The 13,676-nt window shown below is 68.5% G+C and carries 13 protein-coding genes and 1 pseudogene; 4 read left to right on the top strand and 10 right to left on the bottom strand.

What is annotated here, in order from left to right:
- Positions 1 to 146 precede the first annotated feature (146 nt).
- The 4 genes from K1X59_RS05015 to K1X59_RS05000 form a co-directional block, all read right to left on the bottom strand.
- A complete protein-coding gene (locus K1X59_RS05015) occupies positions 147 to 1,853 on the bottom strand; it encodes an ABC transporter ATP-binding protein (RefSeq protein WP_220173991.1) in 1,707 nt (568 codons plus the stop codon).
- A complete protein-coding gene (locus K1X59_RS05010; RefSeq protein ID WP_183152028.1) occupies positions 1,850 to 2,815 on the bottom strand; it encodes an ABC transporter permease in 966 nt (321 codons plus the stop codon). The genes K1X59_RS05015 and K1X59_RS05010 overlap by 4 nt, the downstream gene beginning before the upstream one ends.
- Before the next feature lie 34 nt (positions 2,816 to 2,849).
- Complete coding sequence (locus K1X59_RS05005) at positions 2,850 to 3,854, bottom strand: ABC transporter permease (RefSeq protein ID WP_183152027.1); 1,005 nt, start codon at positions 3,852 to 3,854, stop codon at positions 2,850 to 2,852.
- An 85-nt stretch (positions 3,855 to 3,939) separates the two neighbouring features.
- A complete protein-coding gene (locus K1X59_RS05000) occupies positions 3,940 to 5,613 on the bottom strand; it encodes an ABC transporter substrate-binding protein (RefSeq protein WP_183152026.1) in 1,674 nt (557 codons plus the stop codon).
- Positions 5,614 to 5,818: 205 nt separating this feature from the next.
- Here K1X59_RS05000 and K1X59_RS20865 point away from each other — a divergent pair.
- Positions 5,819 to 6,400 (top strand): annotated as a pseudogene (locus K1X59_RS20865) (PfkB family carbohydrate kinase); the annotation flags it as partial.
- Positions 6,401 to 6,471: 71 nt separating this feature from the next.
- On the top strand, positions 6,472 to 6,696 hold the full coding sequence (locus tag K1X59_RS20860; RefSeq protein ID WP_309491669.1) for a PfkB family carbohydrate kinase: 225 nt from the start codon (positions 6,472 to 6,474) through the stop codon (positions 6,694 to 6,696).
- A gap of 19 nt (positions 6,697 to 6,715) precedes the next feature.
- Here K1X59_RS20860 and K1X59_RS04990 read toward each other — a convergent pair whose 3' ends face one another.
- The 6 genes from K1X59_RS04990 to K1X59_RS04970 are packed head-to-tail and all read right to left on the bottom strand — an operon-like array spanning position 6,716 to position 12,211.
- On the bottom strand, positions 6,716 to 7,582 hold the full coding sequence (locus tag K1X59_RS04990; RefSeq protein WP_220173990.1) for a MurR/RpiR family transcriptional regulator: 867 nt from the start codon (positions 7,580 to 7,582) through the stop codon (positions 6,716 to 6,718).
- Positions 7,583 to 7,594: 12 nt separating this feature from the next.
- On the bottom strand, positions 7,595 to 8,050 hold the full coding sequence (locus K1X59_RS20855) for a hypothetical protein (RefSeq protein ID WP_258567091.1): 456 nt from the start codon (positions 8,048 to 8,050) through the stop codon (positions 7,595 to 7,597).
- On the bottom strand, positions 8,035 to 9,105 hold the full coding sequence (locus K1X59_RS04985; RefSeq protein WP_244632404.1) for a glycoside hydrolase family 3 N-terminal domain-containing protein: 1,071 nt from the start codon (positions 9,103 to 9,105) through the stop codon (positions 8,035 to 8,037). Before K1X59_RS04985 ends, K1X59_RS20855 begins: the two co-directional genes overlap by 16 nt.
- Positions 9,102 to 9,935: a carbohydrate ABC transporter permease gene (locus tag K1X59_RS04980; protein WP_183152024.1), complete on the bottom strand. Its 834-nt coding sequence runs from the start codon at positions 9,933 to 9,935 to the stop codon at positions 9,102 to 9,104. Before K1X59_RS04980 ends, K1X59_RS04985 begins: the two co-directional genes overlap by 4 nt.
- Positions 9,932 to 10,906 carry a carbohydrate ABC transporter permease gene (locus K1X59_RS04975; protein ID WP_183152023.1) on the bottom strand — a complete coding sequence of 325 codons (975 nt, stop codon included), beginning with the start codon at positions 10,904 to 10,906 and terminating at the stop codon, positions 9,932 to 9,934. Before K1X59_RS04975 ends, K1X59_RS04980 begins: the two co-directional genes overlap by 4 nt.
- Positions 10,907 to 10,921: 15 nt before the next feature.
- Positions 10,922 to 12,211, bottom strand: a complete 1,290-nt coding sequence (locus tag K1X59_RS04970; protein ID WP_183152022.1) for a sugar ABC transporter substrate-binding protein — start codon at positions 12,209 to 12,211, stop codon at positions 10,922 to 10,924.
- A gap of 204 nt (positions 12,212 to 12,415) precedes the next feature.
- On the opposite strand from K1X59_RS04970, the gene K1X59_RS20850 reads away from it, so the two are divergent.
- Together K1X59_RS20850 and K1X59_RS04965 are read left to right on the top strand one after the other, a co-directional pair.
- Positions 12,416 to 12,754 (top strand): hypothetical protein, encoded by a 339-nt coding sequence (locus K1X59_RS20850; RefSeq protein WP_258567088.1) that lies wholly within the window; start codon positions 12,416 to 12,418, stop codon positions 12,752 to 12,754.
- Between the two features lie 29 nt (positions 12,755 to 12,783).
- Positions 12,784 to 13,671, top strand: coding sequence for an LCP family protein (locus tag K1X59_RS04965; protein ID WP_258567087.1), 888 nt, complete (start codon positions 12,784 to 12,786; stop codon positions 13,669 to 13,671).
- Positions 13,672 to 13,676: the final 5 nt, after the last annotated feature.

Genomic DNA, 13,676 nt, shown 5'->3' with positions numbered 1-13,676 from the left:
GACCACCATATGAGGGCAGGGAGAAGCGAGCGCAACTACCAACTATACGCACGATTGTGCGACATGGCAAGCGCAGTCCTTGACCAATCTCGGATGCTGCGGTATTGGACCGAAGCACCGGGCCGGACCCCGCCCGGCCCGGTGCTTCACGACGCGATGTTGAGCTCGTTGCCGGGGATGGAGGCCAGCAGACGCCGCGTGTACGGGTCGCGCGGATTCGTGAAGATCTCCTCCGAGCTGGCCGCCTCGACGAGCCTGCCGTCCTTCATGACGCACACGTAGTCGCTGATCAGTCGCACCACTGCCAGGTCGTGCGAGATGAAGAGGTAGCTCAAGCCGTACTCGCGTTGCAGATCTCCGAGCAGCGTGAGGATCTGATCCTGCACCAGGACGTCGAGCGCCGAGACGGGCTCGTCGCACACGATCAGGTCGGGCGACAGCGCGAGCGCGCGGGCGATCGCGACGCGCTGCCGCTGTCCTCCCGAGAGCTCGGACGGATACCGTCGCAGCATCGACTGCGGCAGGGCGACGTCGTCGAGGAGCTGCCGCACGCGCGCGCGTCGCTCGGCGCCACTCCCCCTCTTGTAGAAGTCGAGCGGCTCCGCGATCAGGCGCTCGATCGTGAACATCGGGTTCAGGCTCGAGTACGGATCCTGGAAGATCGGCTGCACCTGCTGGCGGAAGTCCCTCGTCTCGGCCCGGCTCAGCGACGCGATGTCCTTGCCCTCGTAGCGGATAAGCCCGCTCGTCGGCTCGATCACCTTCAACAGCATCCGCGCCGTCGTGGTCTTGCCCGACCCGGACTCCCCCACGATCGCCACCGTCTCCCCCCGGGGGATGGCGAGCGACACGTCGTCGACCGCCACGAAGTCCTCACCGCGACCGCGCACCGGGTACACCTTCGTGAGGTTCTCGATCTCGACGATGTTGTCGGCGGGAGCAGCCTCGACCTCGACACCAACCTCCGCGGTCCGCTCCTGCACCCGGAACGCCTCCGGCTGCAGACGGGCCGCAGCGACCGAGGGCGCCGCCTTCACGAGCGACTGCGTGTACGGATGCTGCGGGTTCTCCAGGATCTGCCGCGCGGCACCCTGCTCGACGACCCTGCCGCGATGCATGACGATCACCCGCTCGGCACGCTCGGCCGCGAGGCCGAGATCGTGGGTGATGAGCAGCACGGCCGTTCCCAGCTCCCGCGTCATCTGCCCGATCTGGTCGAGGATCGTCTGCTGCACCGTCACGTCGAGAGCGCTGGTGGGCTCATCCGCGATCAGCAGGCGCGGTTTGCACGCCAGACCGATCGCGATGAGTGCGCGCTGGCGCATCCCGCCGGAGAACTCGTGCGGGTACTGCTTCGCACGCCGTTCCGGGTCGGGAAGGCCCGCGGCGGTCAGCGCCTCCACGACCTTCGCGTTCACGTTCTGCCGGGTCGCGAGACCGTGCGCGAGCAGCGTCTCGGCGACCTGCGTGCCGATCTTCGCGACCGGGTTCAGGTTCGACATCGGGTCCTGCGGCACGAGGCCGATGTCGCGGCCGCGGATCGTGCGCAGCTCGTTCTCCGGCGCGTGCGCGATCTCCTTCCCGTCGAGACGGATGCTTCCGGACGCGACCTTTCCCCCGCCGGCGAGCAGGCCGATGATGGCCATCGCGGTGGTCGACTTGCCCGACCCCGATTCCCCGACGATCGCGACCGTCTCCCCCGGACGGATCTCGAGGTCCACGCCCTCGACGGCGTGCACCACACCGTCCATGGTGGCGAAGTCCACCGCGAGGCCTTCGACCGACAGCAGCGGTTCGGACGACATCTGATTCTCCTTCGTGGCGTACAGGGCGCCCTCGTCGCGGGGGTTCATCGCGCCCTCGTCCGCGGATCCATCGCTTCGCGCAACGCCTCACCCAGCAGCGTGAAGCCGAGTGCGGTGATGGCGATGCAGATGCCGGGGAGGAACGCCAGCCAGGGCGCGATCGCGAGCTCGGCCTGCGCGTAGGTGAGCATGCGCCCCCACTCGGCCGTCGCGGGTCCTCCGCCGCCGAGCCCGAGGAACGACAGCGCCGCCGCATCGATCACGGCGGTCGCGAGCGTGAGGGTCCCCTGCACGATCACGGGACCGATCGCGTTCGGCAGCACATGCGACATGGTGATCTGCCCGCGGCCGAGCCCGAGCGTCTGCGCCGAGAGGACGTAGTCGCTCGAGCGCTGCTGCAGCATCGAGGCCCGGAGCAGGCGCGCGAAGATCGGAACCTGCGACGCCCCGATCGCGATCATGACCGCGAACGGCGTCTGCCCGAGGATCGCGGCGATCGACACCGCCAGCAGGAGGTTCGGCACCGAGAGGATGATGTCGACGACGCGCATGATGACGGTGTCGACCCACCCGCCGAACGTGCCGGCGAGGAGACCGAGGATCATGCCGCCGACCAGGCCCATCGCGGTGGAGATGACGCCGATCAGGAGCGACGCCTGCGCGCCCCAGATGAGCTTCGACAGCACGTCTCCGCCGAAGCGGTCGAGACCGAGCGGGAACTCCGGCAGCTCCCCCGGGCCGGGGATGTGCGTCGGCGTGATGAACTTCGCCCCCGGCAGCGCGGTCTCCGGGTAAGGGGCCAGCCATGGTGCGAGTCCGGCGACGAGCAAGAACAGCAGCACGATGATCGCGCCGATCCAGGCCGTCGGGTTGCGGCGCAGTCGGCGGAACACGTCGCGCCAGAATCCGCCTGAGCCGTTCTTGAGATCGGCCTGCGCGATCGCGACGGTGTCGATGCTGCCGCCGCTCTCGGCCGACGGCCCCTGGGCGGGTGGGAGGGCGATGCTCATGCGACCGCCTCCTTTCGGACGATGACGAGGGACATCACTGCACCCTCACTCTCGGGTCGATGAAGCTGTAGGAGACATCGACCGCCAGGTTGATCAGCGCGTACGCGATCGCGATGAAGATGATGAATCCCTGGAGCACCGGGAAGTCCCTCGTGAAGATCGCCCTCGCGAGGAACGAGCCGATACCGGGGAAGGCGAACACCGTCTCGGTGAGCACCGCCCCGGAGATCAACAGTCCCGTCTGCAGACCGATCGTCGTGATGACCGGGAGCATCGCGTTGCGCAGGATGAAGCGGTTGCGCAACGTGGGCGCACCGACGCCCTTCGCCCGCCCGGTGCGCACGTAGTCCGCGTTCTGCACCTCGAGGACGCTGGCCCTCGTGATGCGGACGATGATGGCGAGGGGGATGGTGCCGAGCGCGAGCGCGGGCAGGACCAGGTGCAGGATCGCATCCCATGCGGCGTCGAACTCGCCGGTGATGATGCCGTCCCACACGTAGAAACCGGTGGGATGGGTCGCGTCTATCCGCGGGTCTTGGCGGCCGTCCGACGGCAGCCATCCCAGTTGCACGGCGAAGACGTACTTGAGGATGAACGCGAGGAAGAACACCGGGATCGTGATGCCGATGAGGCTCAGCACGACCGACGCGTGGTCGGTGAACTTCCCGTGCCGGCGGGCGGCCCAGTATCCCAGGGGGATGCCGACGCCGACCGCGAAGATGAGCGCCATCACGCTGAGCTCCAGCGTCGCGGGGAAGCGCCGCATGAACTCCTCCACCACGGGTCGGTTCGTCTGGATCGACGTTCCGAAATCGCCCTGCAGCAGGCGACCGATCCAGGTGAAGTACTGCTGGATGAGGGGTTCGTCGAAGCCGTAGAGCTCGTTGACCCTGGCGATGGCCTCCGGTGTGGCCTTCTCGCCGAGAAGGGCGACCGCGGGGCCGCCGGGAAGGGCCCTGACCCAGGCGAACAGCAGGATGCTGAGCCCGAACAGGGTGGGGATGAGGAACAGCAGTCGCCTGCCGATGGTGCGCAGCACGAAGATCTCCGTCGATCAGAAGGTACGCCGTTCCCCGGTCCCGCCGCGAAGGAGGAACCGGGGAACGACGATCACATGGTCGGGCCTACTTGGTGAGGACGATGTCCGTGAAGACCTCGTCGTTCACCGGGCTGGCCGGGTAGCTCTTCACGCGCGGGTCGAACGCCAGCGTCGGCGCCGGGTGCGCGAGCGGGACGCCGGGGATGAACTCGGCGACCATCTCGTTGATCTCCTCGTACAGCGGCGTCTGGTCGTCGAGGTTGGAGACGCCGCGCGCCTCCGTGAGCTTCTGGAACAGCTCCGGGTTGTCGAAACCCCATTCGGAGCTCTTCTGCCCGAAGAAGACGCCGACGAAGTTGTCGGTGTCGTTGTAGTCGCCGGTCCAGCCGAGCAGGTGGATGCCGTGATCCGCCGTGCCGGTGGTGCGGTCGAGGTACTCGACCCACTCCTCCGAGACCGGGGTGGTCTCGACGCCGACCTCGGTCAGCTGCGACGAGAGGACGGTGTAGATCTGCTCGGGGTCCGGCATGTACGGCCGCGAGACGTTCACCGGGTAGTTGAAGGTGAGCTTCAGCGGGTTCGCCTCGTCGTAGCCGGCTTCGGCGAGCAGCGCCTTGGCCTTCGCGGGGTCGTAGTCGTAGGTCGTGACATCCGGGTTGTAGCCGTTGACGACCTCCGGCACGAACTGCGTGGCCTTCTGGGTGCCTTCGGGCAGGACCTGGCTGATCAACGCATCCTTGTCGATGGCGTACGACAGCGCCTCGCGCACCTTCGGATCCTGCAACTCGGGCACGGCCTGGTTGAAGGCGAGGTAGAGGATCGTGAACGGCGGACGCGACACCATCGTGAAGCCGTCGTCGCCCAGAGCCTTGGTGTCGGCGGGGCCGACGAGGTCGTAGCCGTCGATCGAGCCGGACTCCAGCGCCTGGCGGCGAGCGGTCGGGTCGTCGATCGTGCGGAAGATGATCTCGTCGATCTGGCCGGCCTCACCCCAGTAGTCGCCGTAGGCCTTGAGCGTGACCTGCTCGCCCGGCGCCCACTCGTCGAACTGGTACGGGCCCGTGCCGACGGGGTGGCCCATCGCGTACTCGGACAACTGCGGAGCCTCGGCCGAGCCGCTGACGTCGTCGGCGCCGAACTCCTGCATCGCGGACGGGCTCTGCATCGCGAACGCCGGGAGCGACAGCGACGGGATGAAGCCGGCGAACGGCTTGTTCAGCTCGATCGTGACCGAGTAGTCGCCGTCAGGGGTGCAGGACTTGTAGACGGCGTCGGCTGCGTTCGACGCGTATCCCTTGAAGAGCTTGTTGTAGTAGTAGCCGAACGCCTCGGACGCGGCCAGCCCGGTCCAGTTGTACCAGCGGTCGAAGTTCGCGCAGACGGCCTCGGCGTTGAAGGGCGTCCCGTCCTGGAAGGTCACGTCCTCCTTGAGGGTGAACGTGTGCGACATGCCGTCTTCGGACGACTCCCACTTCTCGGCGAGGAGCGGGGCCGGATCCGCGGTGCCCGGCTCGGTGCCGACCAGGCCCTCGAAGACCTGTCGCGAGACGCGGAAGCTCTCGCCGTCCTGCGCGAACGCGGGGTCGAGGCTCGCCGGGTCCGATGACGCGGCGAAGACGAACGTCCCGTCGACGTCGCCCGAGCCTTCCGAGCCTTCGTCCCCTCGCTCGCTCGCGACGCACCCTGCGAGGGCGATCGCCGCGATCGTGGCTCCGGTTACGGCGATGAGTCCTCGCCGACGCTTGACTGATTGGTGCATTGTGTGACCTTCCCTGTCGGGCGCTTCCTTGCGCGTCCCGCGGCGTCTTCGCCTCGGTGACGGTGATGAGTCGACGGTACCCAGCAGATCCGCAGATACCAAACGGAACCAGGTTGCGATCCGGTATCGGCGCGACCGGGGCCGATCCGGTAGTGTCCAGATCGTGCCCGTCTCCTCCCCGCTCGCCGTCTGCTTCGGCGAGGGCATGGTCGCCCTCGTCGCCGCTTCCGCCGGACCGCTGGAGGACTGTCGGACCTTCCACCGATCCCTGGCCGGAGCCGAGTGGAACACCGCGATCGCGCTGGCGTCCGCCGGTATCCGCACCTCGGTGCTGTCCCGCGTCGGCGACGACGGCTTCGGACGCTTCCTGACCGCCGAACTGCGCGCGCACGGTGTCGACGACTCCGCGGTGGAGATCGATCACGATGCACCCACCGGGCTCTACGTCAAGGAGCTCTCCGCGCGCACGGACGGTGCCGTCGACGGGACGATGCACTACTACCGCTCAGGGTCGGCGGCGTCGGCTCTGTCGCCGCAGACGCTCAGGGGGCCGGTGGCATCCGCGCTCCTCGCGGAGGCGTCGCTCGTGCACACCTCGGGGATCACTCCCGCCCTCTCCACCTCGACCCTCGCCGCTCAAGAGGCGCTGTTCGCCGAAGAGCGCCACGACCGACTGCTCAGCTTCGACCTGAACTGGCGCCCGGCGCTCTGGCGGGGCCGCGAGGCGGAGGGCAGGGAGATCCTGTCCGACTTCGCCGGTCGCGCAGACGTCGTCTTCTGCACGCGCCCTGACGCCGAGGCGGTGTTCGGCACCAGCGCCCCGCAGGAACTGCGCGCACGTTTCCCGCACCCCGGTATCTGCTGGTCACCGACTCCCGAGGCGCCGTCGCCTTCGACGGAGCGGAGACAGCCGAGAGCGACGCGCTCGATGCCCCTGTCGTGGAGACGATCGGGGCCGGCGATGCGTTCGCGGCGGGCTTCCTCGCCGGTGTGCTCACGGGCCTGTCCCTGACGGGCAGTCTCGCCCGCGGGCATCGCATCGCGACCAGAGCCCTGGTTAGCACCCGCGACCACGTCGACTGATCCTCCGGGAGGCCGGCGGTCAGGTGCGCCGCCGTGTCGGAACCGCGTCGTGTGTGCGCTGCAACGACACGGCGACGGGCTCGCCCCTGTGCTGCACGACCCGCACGAAGAGCACGTCGACGAGGGCGAGCTGAGCGATGCGGCTCGACATCGCAGCCATCCGGAACGGCGACTCCTGCGCCTGGGTGAGCAGCACGACATCTGCCGCCAGCGCCAGAGGGGAGTCGGCGACGCCGGTGACGGCGACCGCCAACGCTCCCGCGTCGCGCGCGACCTCGAGGGCCCGCAGCGTCTCTGCGGTCTCGCCGCCGTGGGAGAACGCGATCGCCACGTCCTTCGTCGTCCGCAACGAAGCCGTCGTCACCGCGAGATGCGGATCCGGGGAATGCGAGACCGAGCAGCCGATGCGAGACAGCTTCAACAGCAGGTCCTGCGCGGTGAGCGAAGACGCCGCCTGCCCGAACAGATCGATGTGTCGCGCGTCGACGACGGCACGGGCCACACGGTCGAGCGCGACGGGATCGAGAGCGAGGGCGGTCTTCTCGATCGCGTCGATCTCCTGCGCCGCGAGCTTCGCCGCGATCGCCGCAGGCCCGTCCTCGGGATCGATCGCCGTGGTGTCGAGACCGAACCGCGCCTGCTGCGCCTGCGCGAGCGTGATCGCGCGGGCGACCGCGACACGGAGCTCGCGATAGCCGCTGTATCCCAGCGACTGGGCGTAGCGGGCGACGGTCGACAGCGACGTGCGGCACAGCTGGGCGAGGTCGTTGATCGCGAGGTCGACGACGAGCGTCGGATCGCCGAGGATCGTCTCGGCGACGCGCGCCTCGGCAGCGCTCACCTTCGGCAGGGAGCGTCGCACCCGAGCGAGAACGTCATCGTCCATGGGGGTCCTGTCTCAGCCGGCGCTGGTCATCCTCTGCTGCACGGCGAAGCGCCCCAGGAGTGCGTCACGCGCCGTCTGCGCACCGAGCCTACTGGCTGCGGCGACCTCGATCGTCGGCAGCGGCAGGGCCGTCCGCGTCGGGAGACCGACGTTGACCACCACGGCTCGCGGATCGCGGGCGGCTGTCCGCTCGACCAGGGAGCGCTGCGCGGCATCCGTGTCTGGCCGATCGATCAGCACGACCGTGGTGCCGGAGGCCGCGGCGACCTCGTCCACCACGCGGTCCTGCTCGGCGACGGAGGCGGAGGCCACGTCGAGCCGCACCCGCAGACCGCCGTCGGCCAGCGCGTTCGCCACGTACGAACCCGCACTGTCGACGGCGAGGGTGGAGCGCCGGCGCGCATCGATGACGGCGAGTTCGGTGGCCGTCTCGAGGGTGGAGCCGGAGAGGGTCACCGTTCGGCGCACGATCTCGGCGGCGTCGAAGTCGTCGGGGGCGTCGAGGCGGTGCTCTGCGGCTGCGCGGAGCTTGGCGGCCAGGGCTGCGACCCGGGCGGCTGCCTCTTCCACACGTGCCCTCGGCAGCGAGCCGTCACGCAGAGCGGCAACGATCCCGTCTCTCGTGGCGTGGAAATCGCGCTCGTCCTGATCGGACGACGCGGCGTCGCCCGGATTGGTCGGGTTGCCGATGCACAGGAGGTCGGCACCGGCGGCCAGGGCTGCGGCCGCTCCCCGCCGAGCCCCACGGTCTCCCTGATGGCAGCCATGTCGAGGGCATCGGTGATGATCACGCCGTCGAAGCCCCAGTCGCGCAGCATCCCGAGCACGCGCGGGTTGAGAGTTGCGGGCTGCGGGCCCCAGGCGGGCACCACGATGTGCGCGGTCATCACGGCATCCACGCCGGCGTCGACCGCCGCACGGAACGGCTCGAGGTGCACACGCTCGAACTCCTCGAGATCGAGCGTGATCTCGGGAAGGGCGTGATGCGAGTCCATGTGGGTGTCACCATGGCCGGGGAAGTGCTTGACGCACGCGGCGACCCCTGCATCCTGGATGCCGTCGATCGTCGCGATCACATGCCGGGAGACGAGGGCTTCGTCGTCGCCGAACGCCCGCACGCCGATCACCGGGTTGCGCGGGTCGGTGTTGACGTCGGCGACGGGTCCGAGCACCACGTTGGCGCCGACCGCACGCACGCGTCTGGCGAGTTCGGCGCCGGTGCGCTCCGTCGCGGCCAGGTCGTCGAGGAGCCCCAGTTGCGCGGCCCCAGGCACCGTCGACCCCGTAGCGGATTCGAGCCGGGTGACGCTGCCGCCCTCCTCGTCGATCCCGATCAGCGCATCGGGGTTCGCGGCGAGGATCTCGGCGCTGAGGGCGGGAAGACCATCGCCGACGTTCTGTCCGAAGTAGACGACGCCGGCCAGGCCGTCGCGCAGTTCGTCACGCAGCCACTGCGGCGCCTCCGCGCCGAGGAAGCCCGGCCACAGGACGCCGTTCGCGAGGCGCTCGAGGTCGTCGGTCATCCCTTCACGGCTCCCGCGACCATGCCGGAGGCCAGCTTGCGCTGCACCAGCACGAAGAAGATCATGACCGGGACGGTGATGATGGTCGACGCGGCCATGATGCTGCCCCAGTCGTTGGAGTGCAGGCCGAAGAACGACTTCAGACCGATCGAGACCGTGTACTGGTCGGTCTGCGCGCCGAGGATCGTCATCGCGAAGATGAACTCGTTCCACGCGGTGATGAAGCTGAAGATGCTGGTCGCGACGAGGCCGGGCATGACCAGGGGCAGCAGCACCGAGCGGAACATCCGCCACCAGCTCGCACCGTCGATGTAGGCGGCCTCTTCGAGTTCGACCGGGACCGCCGCGACGAACCCGCGCAGCATCCAGATGCCGAACGCGAGCGACAGCGCCACATAGACCACCATGAGGCCGAGGATGCTGTTGAGCAGGCCGAGGCTCTTGACCTGGAGGAAGAGCGGGATCACCAGCGCCTCGAGCGGCACCATCTGCACGATCAGGATCATCATCAGGATCATGGTGCGGAACTTGAAGCGGAACCGCGCGACGGCGACGGCCGCGAGCAGGCAGACGAGCGCGCTCACGAGCACCGTGACGAGCGCCACGATGGCCGAGTTGCGCAGGTAGGTGCCGAATCCGCCGTCGGTGAGGACGAAGGCGAAGTTGTCCCACGTGAACTCCTGCGGGAGCAGCGACTGGCCGCCGCTGGAGGCCTTGCCGTCGAACGCGCTGGAGACCATCCAGTAGACGGGGAACAGGGTGAAGATCAGGACCGCGGCGACGCCGATGCCGAGTCCGATGCGGGAACGGAGCCGAGGGCGCGGGTTCACAGCTCGTCCTCCTTCATGAGGGAGCGGATGTAGACGATCGTGATGCCGATCAGCACGAGAGTGAGCAGGACGGCGAGCGCGGCGCCGAAGCCGTAGCGGTTCTGCCCGAAGGACTCCACGTACGACCAGACGCCGAGGTTCAGGACCTGACGGTTTCCGCCGCCGCCGCCCGGCATGAGGTACACCTGCGCGAAGACCTTGAAGTCCCAGATGGTCGACAGGATGATGACCACCGAGAAGACGGGCTTGAGCGTGGGGAAGATGATCTTCCAGAAGCGACGCCAGGCGCCGGCGCCGTCGAGGGCCGCCGCCTCGAGCATCTCCTTGGAGACGCCGAGGAGACCCGCGAGCACCGTGATCGCCACGAACGGGAACCCGTGGTGGACGACGTTCAGCAGGACGATGGCGTAGAAGGACCACTGGTTGGTGAACCAGTTGACCGGGTCGTCCATGAGGCCGAGGTCACGCAGCACGGTGTTGAAGATGCCGCGGTCGGCGTCGAAGATGAAGGTCCAGACGTAGGTGCCGGTCACGGCGGGCATCGCCCAGGCGACCATGATGCAGCTGGACACGATGACGCGCCAGGTGGTCCCAAGGCGCGCCAGCAGCAGGGCGACGAGCGTGCCGAGTGCGACGGTCGTGAACACCGCCACGGCGGCGAAACCGACCGTGTTGGGCAGCACCACCGTCCAGAGAGTCGGGTTGGTGAGCGCCTCGACGTAGTTGTCGAGACCGATCCAGTTGTTCTCCCCGGTGTTGATCTCGCGCAGACCGTAGTCCTGCAGCGAATAGATGAACACCTGGACGAGCGGCCAGAGCATGAGCACCGCGAGGATGGCCAGCCCGGGCGCGAGAAGGAGCCAGGGGCGGGCCGCGACGGCCGAGAGACCGCGTCGCTTCCGGCCGCCGGCCACGGAGGCGGAGGGGGACTCCGCCTTCGTGGCCGGCAGTGGCGCTTGCACCATCGACATGGAAGGAGTGCTTCCTTACTTCTGGTTGAGCAGGTCCGTCATCTCGGCGGAGGCGTCCTTCGTCGCGGTCGCGACGTCCTTCTGCCCGCTGAGGATGGCCTGGATCATGGAGTTGGTCGTCTTCTTCGCCTGGACGGCGCCGAAGTTCGGGGTGACCGGGACGGATGCGCCGCCGTCGACCATCTGCTCGGCGAACGGTGCGACGAGCGGGTCGGTCGAGGCCAGCGCCTCTTCCATCGCGGACTGGACGCCCGGGAAGTACCCGGTCTCGTTCGACCACTGCTCGGCGAACTCGCCGGTGGTCATGAGCTGGACGAACTTCCACGCCAGGTCGGCGTTCTTGGTCGTGTTGAAGACCGAGAGGTGCGATCCGCCGAGCACCGACGGAGCGATGCCGCCGTCCTGGCCGGGGATGACCGCGGCACCGATCTTGCCCTCGAGGTCGGGGTTCGCCTCGATGAGCGACTTCGGCGTCCACGAGCCCGAGAGCATCATGGCGACGTTGCCCTGCGTGAACGCGTCACGGAGGTCGGTCTCCTTCCAGGTGGTGGCACCTGCGGAGGAGAAGCCGTGCTCGGTCGCGAGTCCGGTGTAGAACTCGATGCCGGCCTGCGACTCTGCGCTGTCGAGCTCGCTCGTCCAGGTGTCGCCGTCCTTCGTGGCGATCTCGCCGCCGGCGCCCCAGACCCAGGGGTAGACCTGGAACTCGGCGTCGCCCGGAACCGGGAACGGCAGCATGTCGGGCTTGGCGGCCTTGATCGCGTCACCCGCAGCGACGATGTCGTCCCACGTCTTCGGAGCATCGAGCCCGAGCTCCTCGAACACGTCGGCACGGTAGACGAGCGAACGCACGCCGGCGTACCACGGCATGCCGTAGAGCTCGTCCTCGTACGTGCCGGCGACCTCGAGACCCTCGACGAGGTCGTCACGCAGGCCGTCTTCCGCGTCGACGTACTCGTCGAGCGGGAGGAGCGCGCCGGCGTCGGCGAACTCGGCGGTCCAGGTGGTGCCGGTCTCGGCGACGTCGGGCGTGGTGCCGCCGGCGATGGAGGTCACGAAGCGGTCGTGGGCGTCGGCCCACTGGATCTCCTCGATGGTGACCGTCGCGCCGGTCTCCTTTTCGAAGGCCTCGGACACCTTGTCGTAGAACGCGGTCGCGTCCGGGTTGGTGCCCTTCATGATCCAGACGGTGAGCTCCTGGCCCTCGCCATCGGCAGAGCCGTTGTCGCTGCCGCCGGCGCAGCCGGCGAGGGCGAGCGTGGCCACGGCGCCGAGCGCCACGGCCGGAAGAATGCGCTTGTGCATTGCGGGGATCTCCTCTTTGAAAGTCCTGGCGGGTATCGGGTACTCACCGGGGGTTAGGAAAAAGTATCCACGACTAACTAATTACCTGCAAGTTCCTCCCACAATCGTCATATCCCCGTAACATCAGGCCTCGCGGCCTTCTCCCAGGAAGTCCCCAGGCTCCCGCTCCCCGCCGTCGAGCAGCCCCGCCGGTAGGCTCGCGACATGCTCCGCCGCGACGACGAAGCCGACCGCCCGACGGTCGCACGCCATGCGACCCTGCCGACCCCCAGCGCCCTCTCGACGGTGCTCAAGTTCCTCGGGATCGCCGTCGGCGTCGTCGTGGTCTCCGCCGTCGCCGTCGCGGCCTTCCTGGTGATCGACGTGTTCAACCGGGTCGGGGACGGTGCGGTCGCCCTGGAAGGCGCCCCGAGGTCGACCCGCCGACGCTCGGGTCCTACCCCGCAGATCAAGCGTTCAACCTCCTCATCATCGGCACGGACGAATGCGGGGCGAAAGCAACGGCGCTGTTCGCCGAGCGGTGCTCGGAAGCCGACGGTCTGAGCCGCAACGACGTCAACCTGCTCGTGCACGTGTCGGCGGAGCCCCGCAACGTCACGGTCATCTCGCTCCCCCGCGACCTCGGCGTCGAGGTCCCCGAGTGCACGCGCCCCGACGGGTCGGTGGCCTCGTCGATGTGGAAGGCGTCGATGAACTCGATCTTCGAGCACGCCGGTCTCTCCTGCGTGGCGAAGACGGTGAGCGAGATGGGCGACATCCCGATCGAGTACGCCGCGAAGATCAGCTTCGACGGGGTCATGGAGGTCACCGACGCGATCGGCGGCGTCGAGGTGTGCATCGCGGGCGAAGGCATCCGCGACCGGCACACCGGCATCGACTGGCCTGCGGGGATGCGCACGGTGTCCGGCGTGGAAGCCCTGCAGTTCATCCGCACCCGGCACGGCGTCGGCGACGAGAGCGACCTCGCCCGCATCTCGAACCAGCAGCAGTACATGTCCCGGTTGGCGAAGAAGGTGCTCAGCGAAGAGACGCTGACCGACGTTCCGAAGGTGCTGCGGCTCGCCGACGCGATCGCGGAGAACATCGACCCGAGCGACGAGCTGAGCAACCCCGTGCGTCTCGCTCAGCTCGCACTCGCGCTCAAGGATGTGCGATTCGGCGACTTCGTGTTCGTGCAGTACCCGAACGTGACCGACCCCGACGACGACGACAAGGTGGTGCCGAACGAAGCCGCCGCCGAGCAGCTGTGGGCCGCCGTGAAGTCGGGTCAGCCGCTGCAGCTCACGGGGACGTCGCCACTCATCGCGGAGTCACCCTCGTCACGCCCGCACCGGGCGACGGCACCACTGCGGAGCCGACGCCCGGCACGGAGACGGCGGCCCCCGAGGTCAGGACCACACTGCCGCCGGACATCTCCGGACAGTCCCTCGAGCAGGAGACCTGCGCGAACGGCCGGCTGAACTGA

Origin of the sequence: Microbacterium sp. Se5.02b (genome assembly GCF_019464375.1) — a bacterium.
Classification (GTDB): Bacteria; Actinomycetota; Actinomycetes; order Actinomycetales; family Microbacteriaceae; genus Microbacterium.
This window is presented reverse-complemented; position numbering and strand designations above follow the sequence as displayed.

Excerpts from the sequence above, each read along its gene's own strand:
- K1X59_RS20850 (WP_258567088.1), top strand. The coding sequence starts at position 12,416 with ATGCTCCGCCGCGACGACGAAGCCGACCGCCCGACGGTCGCACGCCAT.
- K1X59_RS04985 (WP_244632404.1), bottom strand. The coding sequence starts at position 9,105 with ATGACCGACGACCTCGAGCGCCTCGCGAACGGCGTCCTGTGGCCGGGC.
- K1X59_RS05015 (WP_220173991.1), bottom strand. The coding sequence starts at position 1,853 with ATGAACCCCCGCGACGAGGGCGCCCTGTACGCCACGAAGGAGAATCAG.
- K1X59_RS04975 (WP_183152023.1), bottom strand. The coding sequence starts at position 10,906 with ATGTCGATGGTGCAAGCGCCACTGCCGGCCACGAAGGCGGAGTCCCCC.
- K1X59_RS05000 (WP_183152026.1), bottom strand. The coding sequence starts at position 5,613 with ATGCACCAATCAGTCAAGCGTCGGCGAGGACTCATCGCCGTAACCGGA.
- K1X59_RS04970 (WP_183152022.1), bottom strand. The coding sequence starts at position 12,211 with ATGCACAAGCGCATTCTTCCGGCCGTGGCGCTCGGCGCCGTGGCCACG.
- K1X59_RS05010 (WP_183152028.1), bottom strand. The coding sequence starts at position 2,815 with ATGAGCATCGCCCTCCCACCCGCCCAGGGGCCGTCGGCCGAGAGCGGC.
- K1X59_RS04990 (WP_220173990.1), bottom strand. The coding sequence starts at position 7,582 with ATGGACGATGACGTTCTCGCTCGGGTGCGACGCTCCCTGCCGAAGGTG.